Origin of the sequence: Nocardioides sp. Soil777, from assembly GCF_001428425.1 — a bacterium.
GTDB lineage: Bacteria > Actinomycetota > Actinomycetes > Propionibacteriales > Nocardioidaceae > Nocardioides > Nocardioides terrigena.
This window is the reverse complement of sequence record NZ_LMSN01000021.1, coordinates 183609-197404: the sequence shown is the minus strand read 5'-3', so window position 1 is coordinate 197404 and position 13796 is coordinate 183609. Positions and strand designations below refer to the sequence as shown.

The following is a 13796-nucleotide window of genomic DNA, read 5'->3' as shown; positions in this document are numbered from 1 at the left end:
CATCCGCACCACCACCGACCAGACCGAGTCCTAGACTCGGCAACACCGCTCACTTTTCAAGCGCCGGGAACGACCAGCTTTGGAGCGCCGTCGACACCCACCGCCGATCAACACGGCAGAGAATGTCGGGCATGGCTGTCGACGTCGTCGTACTGAACGGTGGGTCGAGCGCGGGCAAGACGAGCATCGGGCGGTGTCTGCAGGACTTGCTGCCTCGACCGTGGCTCCTGCTGGGCGTAGATGATCTCATCGACGTCGCCCCGTCGTCGTTGGTCTCCTACGGGCCACAAGGGCGGGTGGTCTTCGGTGACCAGTGGCGTGCACTGGAAGCCGCGTGGTCGCGTGGAGTCGCCGCGATGGCACGAGCCGGTGCTGGGGTGATCATCGACGACGTCTTCCTCGACGGCGCGGTGTCGCAGCAGCGGACCAGCGAGCACCTCGAAGGGCTGGAGGCGCTGTGGGTCGGTGTCCATTGCGACCCTGAGGTGGCGGCGGCTCGCGAGCGTATACGGGGGGACCGTCCGGCCGGGATGGCAGCCGGGCAGGCGAAAGCAGTTCACCGTGGTGTCGTCTACGACCTTGTCGTGGACAGCAGCACCGCCTCACCCACGGAGTGCGCCAGCCTCATCGCGACTCGGATGACCTGACCGCTTCGCGGGCCTGTGTCTATCGATCCGCACGCGCTCATCGGCACGAGCGCGCACTCGTCGCGGCAGATGCGGATGTTCGCAGCGGCTGAGGGAACCATGACAGCGCCATGGTGTTGTCTCACTGCGTGTCGGCCAGCCAGTCTGGTTCTAGGACCAGTCTCGCGAGGTCGGCGACGACGAGGGCTGGTTGTGTGCGGGTGATGGTCGCGTTCTTCTCGGCCGGACTGTTGCGCGAGGTCGCCTCGATCATCCACCCGTCAGCGGTCATGACGGTCACCGTGTTGGAGACGAGGGTCCCTTCGGGTCGGGCCTCGGTTGCTTGCGCGCGCACGAGCAGTATCGATCCGTCGTCGAGGTCCTGACAGGTCGTGCCCGGTGGCGTCCCGTCGGGGAGAGTGCGGCAGGTTGGGTTGGGACCGACAAGTCCGATGCCGTCGTTGTCGGCTATGAGGAGCGCGACTTGGGATGCGCCTTGTCCGTCGTCGAGGACGATCGAGGCTCCCTCGAAGGGATCGTTCTCGTCCAGCCGTGCCTCCATGTCGCCTGCGTCGGTCATGACGATGTCTTCGGACCATGTTGCGTGGTCGCTGGTGCGCGAACCTGGTGTCTGGGCGGTCACGGCTTTGGCCAGCTGATCGGCGAGCAGGTCTGGTGCGAAGGCGAAGGTCCGCTCCCTCGCGGGTGTCTGAGTCGGGGAGGAACTCGTGGTGGTGGGTGTTGTGGGGGCCGGTCCTGTGGTGGCGGAAGCCGTCCCGGTGGGGTCGGCGGCAGGGGTGGCGAGTTCACCTGCGGAGCTGACTCCGTAGACCGCGACCGTCGCAAAGAGCGCTACGGCGGCGACACCCAGGCCTGCAGCGGCGGCGGCGCGGGTCCTCTTCTGTCGTCGTCCGCGACGGGCGGCCTCGCGAACGACCCGGGCGGTGTCATAGATGTAGCCCTCAGTGGCGTGACGCATCAGTTCTTGCACGTCGGTGGCGTCATCGGGCGAGTGATCGGGGTTCACGCGTCGCTCCTTCCGGGCTGGGTCGGGCAGGGCGCTGGTCGACCCAGCCCGGTTGGGGCGTAGTCATCGGAGCGAAGTGGCCGAATCTTGGCCAACGCTCGGGTGGTGCGGGTGCGGACGGGTCCGGAGGTCAGCCCGAGTTGTCCGCCCACGTCGGGTGGGGACATGTCTTCGAAAAACCGGAGCACGAGGATGGTGCGGTCCAGAGCGGTGAGGGTGTCGAGCGCACGGAGCAGGTCGACACGGCTGTTGTGGTCGGGTTGGTGCAGACGTTCAGGGACGCCGGCGGTGGGGCGCTCCGTCGAACTGCGCTTGCGGCGTCCGCTGATGAAGGTGTTCAGCATGGTCGCGCGGGCGTAGCGCAGGGGGTCGTCGGCTCGGGTGACTCGCGTCCACTGCACGTACAACTTGGTGAGGGTGTCCTGAACCAGGTCCTCCGCCGCGTGATGGTTGCCAGTGAGCAACCATGCCGTACGTCCCAATCGTTGTGCGTGCACGTGGGCGAAGCCCTCGAAGTCGTGTGTCGTCGCCATGCGTCCCTTCCGGCTCTCCTGAACCCTAAGACGCGCTGAGTCCTGATTCTGTTACGCGGACCCCGAAGTGCTCGCGCATCGGCACGAGCGTGGATCGCGGCATGAGCGGACATCGAAACGGGAGACGAGGCAGCAGTTCTCACTCTCGCGAGAGGACTTGCGCCTCTGGCAACCCGTGGAACCACAGCGGAGACTTGAACTGGAGGCGGGATCCTCCGTCTCTCGTCATCGGAGCCGCAGCCCCGAACGGGCTTCTGGGAGGCCATCATGTCCGCCACGACCCATTACCAGGACTACTGGATCAACCCACGGATCAAGATCGCCGCACTGTGGGCATCCATGCTGTTCATCTACGCGTACGTGGACCTGTTCAGCCTGTACCGAGCCGACATACGTGCCGACATTGAAGCCGGTGAGATCTTCGCCTTCACCATCGGACAAGGCTTCCTGCTCGGCGTGACCATCTACGTCGTGATCCCCAGCCTGATGGTGTTCCTTAGCCTCGTCCTGTCAGCGAGCGTCACTCGGATGGCCAACATCGTCCTGGCGGTCCTCTACGCCGTCACGATCGCGGGGGGCACCATCGGTGAACCGAACTACTACTACATCCTCGGCAGCCTCATCGAGGCCGCCTTGCTGGCCGGTGTCGTCTATTACGTGTGGACCTGGCCGAAGGCGACCGACGCTGTAGCCGCCCCGGCAGACCAGTCCCCGCAAGTACTCATCTCGCCATGAGCGGACGCTTGGATCGCGGCAGGTGCAGTCGGTTAGTGGCGAGCGGTGACGAGAAGTCGGTCCGGAGAGCGCCGCCCCACTCCGTCGCGCATCTCGATGCAGCCGTAGCCCGCGCTGGACAACCGCCGCTGCAGCTCATCACGCGTCCACGGACGCATCTCAAAGAGGAACTCGTTCACCTCCGGTGTCTCATCGTGGTCGCTAGCGAGTTCATAGCGTTCCTCCACCACGATCCGTCCGTCGTTCCATGTCGGTCGACTGACGAACCGCAACTTCGAGCCGTCCTGCAGATCGACTTCCGCAGTGCGCCAGATTCCGTCCGCTCGTTGCTGAGACATCGCGGCCTCCCGAACGTCCAGCACCAGGACGCCGCCCGCGCGGGTGAGCCTTGCGAAGGCGTTGAGCGCATCCGCCCTCTCGTCATCCGTCAACAGATCGTTGAGCACGCCCCGAGCAATCACGGCATCAAACGCTCCGCTGATGGCGGGTTCACAGAGGTCTGTCACGACAGCAGGTGCGTCGGGGCAGCGCATACGGGCGATCGTGATCAGCGCCTCCGAGGCGTCGAGCAAGGTGACGTGGTGCCCGCGTTCGATCAGTGCAGCAGCGTGGCGCCCTGTGCCACAACCAGCATCCAGCACCTGTGCGGTGCTGAATCCGGCGGCCCGCAATGATTCATCCACAGCCACTACCCACGGCTCGACCGGGTCCGATATCAACGCGTCGTAGGCGTCGGCATGTCGGTCATAGAACGGCCGCTCGGCGGCCACGTCAGCGGAAGGAGAAGCCACTTCGCCAGCGTGCCACAAGAGGTGCCACCTCTTTGGCGGCCAGCGCCCTCATCTCAGCAGATGCGGACGCTTCCTGTGACCGCGATGTTTGCCGTTCCTCAGTCTGTGCACTGCTTCCAGACGCCTGCGCTCCACCCTCCAGCGGGCGTGCGCCAGATCTCGACCTGAATCAGTCGACGACCGCTCCGACTGAGCAAGTCGACCACGCGCACGACCTCTTGTTCGCCTGCGCTCAGGTCACCTCCTCGCGACTGCGTACGCACGGCCGCGACAGAACCCCAGTCCTCGTTCTTCATCATCTTGCTCTGAAGGTGTTTCCAGGTGGACGCACGAGCCACTGCGTCGTGGTGGCTGACGCAGTCGCTCCCGAAGTCACTGACCGTTGTGCTGGCTCCACAAGCGGTGAGCATGGCGCAGGCAAGCACAGCGAAACCCGTGCGACCAGACGGAGTCATGCCCATGTGACGGAAGGCTAGAGAGTCTGGTTCCGATCGACCGCTGATCGGAATGGGCGGATGACCGGCTTCGGAGACTCGGCGCTGCGCTCCTACGCGAGCTCCAGGTCCGACGAGATCTTGCTGAAGACGGCGAGGTCGACTCTCCCGGAGTGAACGAATCCGCCTGACCGCGCGACTCCTTCGTGAATGAACCCCGCCGACACGGCTGCCTTCTGCGACGCCTTGTTGCCGGTCGCACAATGGATCACGACGCGCGCCATGTTCTGGTCAGACAGGGCCCAGTCGGCCAGAACCCTCGACGCCTTACCCGCCAGGCCGCATCCTCGCGCCCAAGGCGCAACCCAGTAGCCAATCTCTGTCTGGCGCACGAGCCAGTCGGTCTTCTTCAAGTCGATGACGCCGCAGAGCCTCCCCGCGATCCCGATCCGTCGCACAAGACCTGCGCCGCTCGTGTGCATCTCGGGTGCGATGTCCTCGATGAATGCGCGCGCTGCGTCGGCGGTGTAAGGCGTTGGCAGTGGTAGCCACCGCTGAGTGGTCTTGTCGCGACAGGCCGAGGCGACGTCCTCAATGTCACCGGAGTTCAGAGGACTGAGACGGAAGCCGTCACCCTCCAGCACTTCATCTCCGAACTGGCTACCCATGCGCAGAGGGTAAGGCCGGGCTCGACGGCGGATGCACGCACATCGGCAGTTCCGCGCGCGATCAGCGGCAGATCAGGACGCTGGCAGGTGTCCTGGTCGTGCCCCTACGAGCCGGTCGCGCCTACCGGCCGTTTCTCAGACTGGTCCGCAGCGCAGCCCCGTGCTGTAGCTGCACGCCGGCGCGCGAGCAACCACCTTCCTGACTCACGCGTGACTGGACCTTCATCGACAACGAGAGAGGTCGCTGGCAGAGCGACACCAAGCCCAGCCCGCGCCACGAGCAGTCCTCCAAGCCGCGGCGCTTCTGAGGCGAGACCTACAAGGGTCAGGCCCAGTCGACGACGCGATCGCACGAGCCGATGCCGCGCTGCCTGCCCCGCTCACACAGAGGCCATCAGGGCCGACGCACTGGCCGCTGCGCAAGGAGCCTTTGCGACCTACCAGGTCTCCCGCGGAGACGACTAGCAACGGAGCAGTTGCCGYACTCTCCCGGACCGATCGCGGCAGATGCGAACGTTTGCCCGCCCTGCAAACGGGATCTCGGTCCACGTCCCCGAACCCAGGCGACCTCCGCATGAGCAGCCCCGCATCTGCCAGGCATCAGGCGGATCTCCACTGAGCCGTCTGCCGCACGAACTGCTTCAACATCAGAACGTCGAAGTTGTGCCACAGGAGGCGGTACCCCTTTGCCAGAAGCGCTTGCGTCTGGGTCTCCGTAAGAGCGGCCCCGCCAAGTGGGATACCAGCCTTGAGGATCACGTCCTCCGCGTGCTTGACCGCCTGAACCAGCTCGGGTGCGTCCAGGCGGCCCGATACACCCAGCTCGGTCGACAGGTCGAACGGGGCGATGGTCATGCAGTCGATCCCGTCGACCTGGCAGAGCTGCTCGATGTTCTCGATGGCGCTGCGAGTTTCGACCAAGATCGTGCAGGCCGTGGCATGGCCTCGCTGGTCCAGGTAGTCGAACAGTTCCACTCCCCAACGAGAGTGGGCGACGAAGGGACCCCATCCCCGCCTCCCCTGGGGTGGGTACCGGGTGAGCGCGACACATTCGGCGGCCGCCTCTGCAGTACTCACCAGGGGGAAGACGATCCCTTCGGCTCCTGCGTCGAGCGCTGTCTTCACCGAGGCTTCATCGGAACGGGAGACCCGAACCCACGGTGAGCACGACGTCCCCGCTGTGCTGGCGATCATCGCGTGCAGGCTCTCTGGCCCGATGGGGCCGTGTTCCTGGTCGATCATCACCACGTCAGCCCCCGCCGCCGCCAGTGCCTGCGTGGCGACGGGCGAGGGTATGAGATTGGCGAATCCCGCAAGAGGCGGGCCCCCCATCCTCAAGCGCTCACCCATGCTCGTCATGGTCACTCCTCGTGCTCGGGCCGCTACGAGTGCACGAAAGACTGACGTCGCTTGCTACGACACAGTGGTCGCGCCTGGCCCTCTCTTCAGGCTCCTCGATCGCCCGCGCAGTGTCCATAGCCAAGCGGTGGTAAACGCCGGACCGATGCGCCCCGTCCGAGTTGGTTTCCCTGTCGACGTCCCCAACTCGGCAGACCCGGTAACTGGTGTCGCCCAAGGACAAGCCCAGTCAGACAGCGGTGACAGGTCCGCATTGCGACACCGGTGACACCTCGACCGTGGTGACACGTCTAGCCCGAGGCGCAGGGGTGGCTGTCGAGGCACCACCGATCCTCCCGACGTCGCTTTCCGGGCCGTCGGCCCGTCGACCTACGGCGTCGTGAGCGCCGCGCTCGCCTCGTCGAAGGCGTCGCCGGCCGCCCGCCATGGTGCGGACGGTCCACCGTCACCCGCCAGCCCGAGCAGGTGAGGGGCGAGGTCGGCGCTGAAGCCCTCGCTGGCCTCGCGCGGGAGCAGGGAGGGCAGGTTGTCGATGGCGATGACCTCCATCGCCGTCGATGACCTGTCCGCGTCGCGGCTGCCGCCGTCCAACCGGCGTACCGGCTCCTCCCACGTGGTGATGCTCGTGTTGATCGGGAGCATGTTCGTCGGGCCGGTGACGTCGCACGTCACGTCCGCGAGCACTCGCAGTCGCCGCTCACGGCCGAGGTCCGCCTGCTCCACGAACGGGGTCGTCGGGGTGTGCGTGACGACGCAGTTCACCAGCAGGTCATGGCCGAGGAGTGCCTGCTTGTGCAGGTCCCGGGTCTCCTCCCGATCCCACAGGGTCATCGGCATCCCCGCGGTCGTCAGCGCCTGCTGGGCACCGCGGCCGGACCGCCCGCGCGCCCCTGTCACCAGCGCCAGCAGCTCGTCGGCCCCGGCCTTCCCGGCCAGCTCCAGCTCCGCGTCGAGCTCGTCCTTGGCCATCGGCGCCAGCGGGGCCGTCAGGGAACCCGCCACCTGCAGCACGCCCAGGGCGGCACCCACGTAACCCGCCCAGTAGCCGAAGGCGACCACGCGCCGGCCGTCCTCGCCGGTGAGGTACTCGATGTCGAGCAGCCGCCCTCCGCCACGTCGGAACCGCTCGAGGGTGCGGCGTGCGTCCTCCTGGCCCTTGAACGCGTGGGCGAAGTAGATGTGCCGGTGGCGCAGCGACTCCGGCTCGTCGGGAAGCTCCTTGATCCCGAGCACGAAGGCGTCCTCGGGTGCCTCGGTCCAGGTGCCCTCGCCGACCACGGTCGCCCCGGCCGCGGCGTACTCGTCGTCGGTGAAGACGCGTTGGCGCGACTCCTCGACGGTCACCTCGAAGCCGGCGTCGAGCAACATCGGGATGTCGGCCGGTACGACGGGCGCCCGCCGCTCGGTGTCGCGGGACTCGGACCGGATCCACACATGGACGGGCTGCATGCGGTCAGGATGCCACTACCGCGACTGCCGGGTGGGCGTGGCACGGTGAGCGCCGGGGCGGGCTGCTACCGGGCTCTGGGCGGTACGACGAGCCGGGTGCCGCGGGCGCCCGCCCACTGCCCGGTCTCCTGCAGCCGCGACCACACGTCGTACTCCGGGGCGAAGAAGTCGACCAGCGCGGCCCGGGTGCCGTCCGCGAGCTCGGGGTCGGCCGGCGGGGAGACGTTGCGGCGCTCGAACGCCACGTCCTCCCCGAGGCGCGAGCGGAACCACGGCTGCCAGGCCTCGGGACGCTCGACGGCGAGCACCCGGTCGACCTCGACCACGTCGTCGATGGTGAGGAACTGACCGGGCCGCCCGCGCGGGGTCGGTGCGTCGGGGTCGCCGTCGACGTAGCGTCGGGCGAACTCGTCGAAGGACATCTCCGAGCTGTCCGCCCCCGGCTTGTGCCGCAGCGACTCGGGACGGGCGCGGTAGCGCCACCACGACTCCAGCCAGCGGACCGGGTCGCGGAACATCGTGACCAGCTCGTAGGAGTCGCGCTCGTGACCGTCCGCTGCCAGGCGCGGGGCGATCCGCCGGCCGAAGCCGGACGCACCGAGGTGCTTGAGGCCGGGCGGGCGGTCGATGACGAGCTCGGCGTACGGCGCGAGCGCGGCCTCGAGCGACGTCGAGGCGCACTTGGGCATGGCGAGCAGCACGAATCCGTGCCGGGGGAACGCCATCATGGGCCGCGATCCTTCCAGACAACGCACACGCGGCGCCGACCGGAGGACCGGTCGACGCCGCGTGGGTGCATCAGTGGAGCAGGTCTCAGCCGTTGCCTCCGGCGCGGAACGCCACCCAGGCGTCGCTCATCCGGTTGGCCTGGCCCTCCGTGAACATGTTCATGCAGGTGTCGTCGGTGTAGTCCATGAAGTTGTGGATCGGGTCGAGGCCCGGCGCGGTGCAGGTGTCGGCGCCCGTGGGGCAGCCGAACTGCGGGAAGGCCTCACGCGGGGTGTCGGCCACGCCGTCACCGCTGGCCGAGCAGGCTCCCGCGAAGGTGTGCTCGAGCATCATCCAGTGACCGACCTCGTGGGTGAGGGTGTCGCCGAACGTGTAGGGACCTGCCACATCGGGGTCGCCGCCGGGCATCGACTCGTCGAGGATGACCACGCCGTCCTTGTAGTCCTGGCCGTTGTTGTAGCCCTTGGGGAAGTAGGCCCAGCCGAGGAGCCCGCCGCCGATGTCGGCCGTGTAGACGTTGAGCGTCTCGGAGTCGCCCTGACGCAGCGTCTTCTTCATCTCGTACTCCGACTTGCCCGGGGCGACGTTGACCCACCGGTCGTTCGTGACGTAGTTGACGTCGGTCAGGTCGAAGCGGAACGCCGTGTCGGCGGCGTCGGGGGCCGTCGTGCCGGCGAAGGAGTCGTTGAGGACCTCCATCTGGTCCTCGACCAGGGTGCCGAGACGCGTGCGGTCGGCGTCGGTCGCATCCGAGCCGGTGATCACGTGGAAGACGGTGTCGATGGTGACCGAGCCGAGCGGCAGGTTGGCCACGTCCTTGATGACGCCGTACTTCTTGGCGTCCTTCGCCGCGTAGAGGGCCGGCTCCTTCGCGAGCGGGTGGCCCTTCTTGACGCGGGCGGCGGAGGAGTCGTCCTCGCAGGCGACGACGCCGTCGGAGGCCACCGCTCCGAACACGGGGGTGGCCGCGAAGGTGAGGGGGGAGAGTGCGAGGACGCCGGCGACGGCGGCCGAGCGGACGAGAGTGGGACGCATGGAGTGGTGATCCCTTCGGGTGGTGAGCACTGGTCCGGTCAACCTATGCGCCATGGCCCGTCCGGGCTACGACCCCGAGGGTGAAATCTGTGTCAGCCCGTCGTCGTGTAGTCGCCGCGGTGATACACGAGGGGCTTCGTGTCCTCGCCCGTGGCGAGGTCGACGACCCGTCCCACGACTATCACGTGGTCACCGGCCTCGTGGATCGCCTCCACCGTGCAGTCGACGTATCCCACGACCCCGTCCAGGATCGGCGCGCCGGTGCCGGGCGCCGGGTGCCAGGCGAGGCCCGCGAACTTGTCGTCGGAGGGGCCCGCCATCCGGTCCGAGACGTCCGCCTGGTCGGCGGCGAGCAGGTTGACGCAGAAGGTGCCCGAGCGGCGGATCGCGGCGTAGGCCCGCGACTGTCGTGTCGGGAGGAAGGCGACCAGCGGCGGGTCCAGGGAGACGCTGGTGAACGACTGGCAGGTCATCCCGATCGGCGACTCCCCCGACGCCGTCCCCGTCATCGTCGTCACCACGGTGACACCGGAGGCGTAGCGGCCCAGCACCTCGCGGAACCAGCTGGCCTCGGTGCGCGCGGCCTCGCCGTCGACCTCGAGCGTCTCGCCGGGTCGCCACTCGAAGTCGTGGTCGTGGTCCATCCCGCCAGTGTCGCGCACGCCCCCACCACCGACCGCGAGACCCTCACCACACCCCGGCCACCCGGGCGGGGGTGCACGCACCGTGGTCGGTGCGGTGGGATGGACCCATGACTGCCATCGATCTGGGCCGGCCCGTGCAGGGCGACGTCGTCGAGCTGATCCTCGAGGACCACCGACGCTTCGAGGACCTGATGCGCACCATGCGCGACGCCACCGCCGACCGGGACGCCGCTCGCCGCGCGTTCTCCGAGCTGCACGTCGCGCACGCCCTCGCCGAGGAGGAGCTCGTCTACCCCAAGCTGCGGCGCAAGGACGCGATCGGTGAGCACGAGGAGGAGCACGGGCACGAGGAGCACGCCGAGGGCAACGAGGCGCTCCTCGCGGTCCTCGAGCTCTCCGGCACCGACACGCAGGCGTTCGACGATGCCGTGGAGGAGCTGGCCAAGGTCATCAACCACCACCTCACCGAGGAGGAGCTCTCCATCCTCAACCCGGCCCGCGAGGAGGTCGGTGAGCAGGTGCGAGCAGACCTGGGCACCGCCTTCGCCGAGCGCCGCAACGCGCTCCTCGACGAGGGCTGCGGCAGCACGGCCCAGGTGCGGGCCATCGTCGAGAAGGCGCGCAGCGAGGGCGTCCTCGAGGAGGACTGACCCGCGTCGCGGCGGGTTCTTACTGCGTTCACCCGCCGGACCGAGCATGGTCCCGTGCCCGACCTCCTGGACCTGCTGACCGACAGCCTGCTCGGCGTGGGCGTGCACTGGGTGTACGCCGCGATCGCGCTGCTGGTGCTGGCCGAGTCGGCGCTGTTCATCGGCTTCGTGCTGCCCGGCGAGGCCAGCGTCCTGCTGGGCGGGATGCTGGCATCCATCGGTCGCCTCGACCTGCTGGTGCTGGTGCCGCTCGTCGTCGCCGCAGCCGTGGTCGGCGACGCGATCGGGTTCTGGGTGGGGCGCCGGTTCGGGCCGTGGCTGCGCCGGCGGCGCACGATGGTGCGCCACGAGGCGCGCGTCGATCGACTCAGCGGGTTCGTCCGGCGGCGGGGTGGCCTCGCCATCCTGGCCGGCCGGATGACCGCCCTGCTGCGGGCCATGACTCCCCCGGTGGCCGGGATGAGCGGCGTCGGTTGGCGCACCTTCCTCGTGTACGACGTCGTGGGCGGGGTGGTCTGGGCGGGCGGCGTGGCGCTGCTCGGCTACGCGGCCGGCCACTCCTACCAGCGGGTGGCGGACGTCCTCGGCCAGGTCGGTGCGATCGGCCTCGGGCTGGCCGTGGCCGGAGCCCTCGCGTGGTGGACCCGGTCCCGCTGGACCGGTGGGCCAGACTGGCGCGCATGACCTTCCCGGACGGCTGGGCCCGCGGCTCGCACACCCACGACGGCGTCACCCACGCGACGTACAGGAAGGGGACGGGACCGGGGGTCGTCGTCATCCACGAGATCCCCGGGATCACCCCCGAGGTGGCGACCTTCGCCGAGGAGGTGGTGGCCGCGGGCTTCACCGTGATGATGCCGAGCCTCTTCGGCACCGACGGTGCGCCGATGACGGCGCGGACCGTGGCGTCGTCCCTGGGCCGGGTGTGCGTGAGCCGCGAGTTCACCACGCTCCGCACCGGCGAGACCACGCCGGTCGCCGGCTGGCTGCGCTCGCTGGCCCGCGAGCTGCACGGCGAGCTGGGCGGACCCGGCGTCGGGGCGCTCGGGATGTGCTTCACCGGTGGCTTCGCCCTCGCGATTGCGGTCGACCCGGCCGTGGCCGCACCCGTGCTCTGCCAGCCCAGCGCACCCTTCGCCGTCGGCCGCCGGCGTGCGGCCGACGTCAACCTCTCCCCCGGCGACCTCGACGTCGTGAAGGGGCGGTGCGCGGCCGGGCAGCAGGTGCTGGGGATCCGCTACCGCTCCGACCCGGCCGTCGGCACGCGTTTCGACACCCTCACCCGTGAGCTGGGCGACGCGTTCATCCGCGTCGAGCTCGAGGGCAAGGGCCACTCGACCGTCACGGCGCACCGGCGGCAGGAGGCCGTCGACGCCGTGCTGACGTTCCTGTCCACCCACCTAGTCGCATGACTCTCGTCGTGATGTCCGGGCTCCCGGGCAGGGACGTCACGGACGCGACGGTCCGCGGTGTCGTCAGCGCCCTGCCGGCCTGACGACACCGCGGCTCACGTCACCGCAGGGCGTGGTTGCCCTTGAACTGCCAGACGATCTTGCCCGTCCCGTTGCCCTTGGCCGTCCCGTTGACCGCCGAGGTCGTCTCGGCGAACGTCAGCGTGGCGTGGGCGATGGCGTCCGACATGATGTCGAGGGTGTCCAGGTCGAGGTTCGCGATCGTGTCGCAGGCCGCGTGGTAGCAGGGGTCGAAGGCGACCCCCGCCGTCCCACCGAAGATCTCCGCCTGCTCCGCCGACTTGATGCCCTCGGCCCCGGTGAAGAGCCCGCCCGCGGGGATCCCGGCGTTGATGAACGCGAAGTAGTCGCTGCGCCCATCGAAGTCCGTCGGCTCGCTGAAGCTGCCCTGCGAGGTGAAGAAGTCGGTGAAGACGTCCTCGACGAGCCCGGACCCGTTCGGTCCGGAGACACCCAGCGCGTCACCGTCACCGTCGTACACGAAGTTGACGGCGTTGGGCGAGCCGACCATGTCGAAGTTGAGGTTGACGGCGGTGCCCTTGATCTCGCGCTTGCTCAGCTGGGCGACGTAGAAGTCCGACCCCAGCAGGCCGTCCTCCTCGCCGCTCCAGAAGGCGAAGCGCACCCTGTTCTCCGGCGTGATGCCGAGCTCGGCCATCTGGAGCGCGGTCTCGAGGATCGCGCCCGTGCCGGAGCCGTTGTCGTTGATGCCCGGTCCCTCACCGACCGAGTCGAGGTGCCCCCCGACGACGACCGTGCGGTCGGTCCGCCCGGTCGGGGTGTCGGCCAGCAGGTTCTCGGTGGTGACCTCCTCGATGTTGATCTGGAGCGTGATGCTCAGCTCGAGGCCCACGGTGGCCGCCCACTCCGCGCCCTGGTCGAACGACGCGCTGACGACGGGGACGTCGCGGACCGGCGGGTCGAGCGTGCCGCCGAAGAGGGAGAGCCGGTCGTCGCCCGGCACCACGTTGCCCTGGTTGAAGATGATGACCGCGCTGGCGCCCCCGGCGATGGCGTTGTCGGCCTTGACCGCGAACGTGCACGTGCCGCGCTGGAGGAGCGCGATGTTGCCGTCCGGGAAGCCGGTGAAGTCACCCGCCTCGCAGCCGCTCGTGGACAGCCGGTCCCCCGCCAGGTTGATGTCGACCGCCGTGACCGGCGCGGCGACCGAGCCGCCCCCCGAGAAGTCCATCGGGAAGTAGTCCTCGCCCAGGACGTAGTCCGCCGTCGGCGCCGGCGCGGTCCGCGCCATCGACGAGCCGGTGAAGTCGACCCGCTCGTAGCTGAACTGCTGACGGGTGGTGGTGTAGCCGGCGCCCTGGAGGAGCCCCTCGATGTAGGCCACCGAGGCGTCGTGGCCGGGCGTGCCGGCCTGCCGGGTGTCGTCGTTGGCGTCGGCGATGGTCTGGAACGCCCGGAGATGGGCCATCACCCCCTCGACGGTGACGGCCTGCCGCAGGGCGGTGGTGTCCGTGGTGACGGCGGCCTGGGCGGTGCCGGCCAGCGCGGCCGCTCCGGCCAGCACGGCCGCCGTGGTGACGGCGGCGATGCGGGTCCTGCTCTTCTTGATGTCCTTCACGTTCTCTCCCGGGGTCGACTGTGGTCGCGAGCGCCCGAGAAGCAGCACGTGTGCAACTTCGCACG

At 68.7% G+C, this 13796-nt stretch carries 15 protein-coding genes; 5 read left to right on the top strand and 10 right to left on the bottom strand.

What is annotated here, in order from left to right:
* Window positions 1-131: 131 nt before the first annotated feature.
* Window positions 132-647 carry a chloramphenicol phosphotransferase CPT family protein gene (locus ASG88_RS22335; RefSeq protein ID WP_056889680.1) on the top strand — a complete coding sequence of 172 codons (516 nt, stop codon included), beginning with the start codon at window positions 132-134 and terminating at the stop codon, window positions 645-647.
* A 121-nt stretch (window positions 648-768) separates the two neighbouring features.
* Here the strand turns inward: ASG88_RS22335 and ASG88_RS22330 are convergent, their stop codons facing one another.
* Together ASG88_RS22330 and ASG88_RS22325 are read right to left on the bottom strand one after the other, a co-directional pair.
* Entirely contained in the window at window positions 769-1653 is an 885-nt protein-coding gene (locus ASG88_RS22330) for a hypothetical protein (protein WP_056889658.1), read from the bottom strand.
* A complete protein-coding gene (locus ASG88_RS22325; RefSeq protein WP_082600919.1) occupies window positions 1650-2186 on the bottom strand; it encodes a SigE family RNA polymerase sigma factor in 537 nt (178 codons plus the stop codon). The genes ASG88_RS22330 and ASG88_RS22325 overlap by 4 nt, the downstream gene beginning before the upstream one ends.
* Before the next feature lie 267 nt (window positions 2187-2453).
* Between ASG88_RS22325 and ASG88_RS22320 the strand changes: the two genes are divergently transcribed.
* Entirely contained in the window at window positions 2454-2921 is a 468-nt protein-coding gene (locus ASG88_RS22320) for a DUF6326 family protein (protein ID WP_056889657.1), read from the top strand.
* A 32-nt stretch (window positions 2922-2953) separates the two neighbouring features.
* On the opposite strand, the gene ASG88_RS22315 is transcribed toward ASG88_RS22320, so the two are convergent.
* The 7 genes from ASG88_RS22315 to ASG88_RS22285 form a co-directional block, all read right to left on the bottom strand.
* On the bottom strand, window positions 2954-3712 hold the full coding sequence (locus ASG88_RS22315) for a class I SAM-dependent DNA methyltransferase (protein ID WP_162259891.1): 759 nt from the start codon (window positions 3710-3712) through the stop codon (window positions 2954-2956).
* Between the two features lie 547 nt (window positions 3713-4259).
* Window positions 4260-4814, bottom strand: a complete 555-nt coding sequence (locus ASG88_RS22310; protein ID WP_056889655.1) for a GNAT family N-acetyltransferase — start codon at window positions 4812-4814, stop codon at window positions 4260-4262.
* A 600-nt stretch (window positions 4815-5414) separates the two neighbouring features.
* On the bottom strand, window positions 5415-6173 hold the full coding sequence (locus ASG88_RS22305) for an HpcH/HpaI aldolase family protein (protein WP_056889654.1): 759 nt from the start codon (window positions 6171-6173) through the stop codon (window positions 5415-5417).
* A gap of 369 nt (window positions 6174-6542) precedes the next feature.
* Window positions 6543-7622, bottom strand: coding sequence for a saccharopine dehydrogenase (locus ASG88_RS22300; RefSeq protein ID WP_056889653.1), 1080 nt, complete (start codon window positions 7620-7622; stop codon window positions 6543-6545).
* A gap of 65 nt (window positions 7623-7687) precedes the next feature.
* Window positions 7688-8350: a hypothetical protein gene (locus ASG88_RS22295; protein ID WP_056889652.1), complete on the bottom strand. Its 663-nt coding sequence runs from the start codon at window positions 8348-8350 to the stop codon at window positions 7688-7690.
* Window positions 8351-8435: 85 nt separating this feature from the next.
* Window positions 8436-9386 (bottom strand): zinc metalloprotease, encoded by a 951-nt coding sequence (locus tag ASG88_RS22290; RefSeq protein WP_056889651.1) that lies wholly within the window; start codon window positions 9384-9386, stop codon window positions 8436-8438.
* Window positions 9387-9478: 92 nt separating this feature from the next.
* Window positions 9479-10030, bottom strand: a complete 552-nt coding sequence (locus tag ASG88_RS22285) for a flavin reductase family protein (protein ID WP_056889650.1) — start codon at window positions 10028-10030, stop codon at window positions 9479-9481.
* Between the two features lie 107 nt (window positions 10031-10137).
* Between ASG88_RS22285 and ASG88_RS22280 the strand changes: the two genes are divergently transcribed.
* From ASG88_RS22280 to ASG88_RS22270, 3 genes are read left to right on the top strand one after another with little or no spacing between them, the layout of a single operon-like run.
* Entirely contained in the window at window positions 10138-10680 is a 543-nt protein-coding gene (locus tag ASG88_RS22280; RefSeq protein ID WP_056889649.1) for a hemerythrin domain-containing protein, read from the top strand.
* A gap of 54 nt (window positions 10681-10734) precedes the next feature.
* On the top strand, window positions 10735-11364 hold the full coding sequence (locus ASG88_RS22275) for a DedA family protein (RefSeq protein ID WP_056889648.1): 630 nt from the start codon (window positions 10735-10737) through the stop codon (window positions 11362-11364).
* Entirely contained in the window at window positions 11361-12092 is a 732-nt protein-coding gene (locus ASG88_RS22270) for a dienelactone hydrolase family protein (RefSeq protein WP_056889679.1), read from the top strand. Before ASG88_RS22275 ends, ASG88_RS22270 begins: the two co-directional genes overlap by 4 nt.
* Before the next feature lie 100 nt (window positions 12093-12192).
* Here ASG88_RS22270 and ASG88_RS22265 read toward each other — a convergent pair whose 3' ends face one another.
* Window positions 12193-13731 carry a M28 family peptidase gene (locus ASG88_RS22265; protein ID WP_235534970.1) on the bottom strand — a complete coding sequence of 513 codons (1539 nt, stop codon included), beginning with the start codon at window positions 13729-13731 and terminating at the stop codon, window positions 12193-12195.
* Between the last annotated feature and the right edge of the window lie 65 nt (window positions 13732-13796).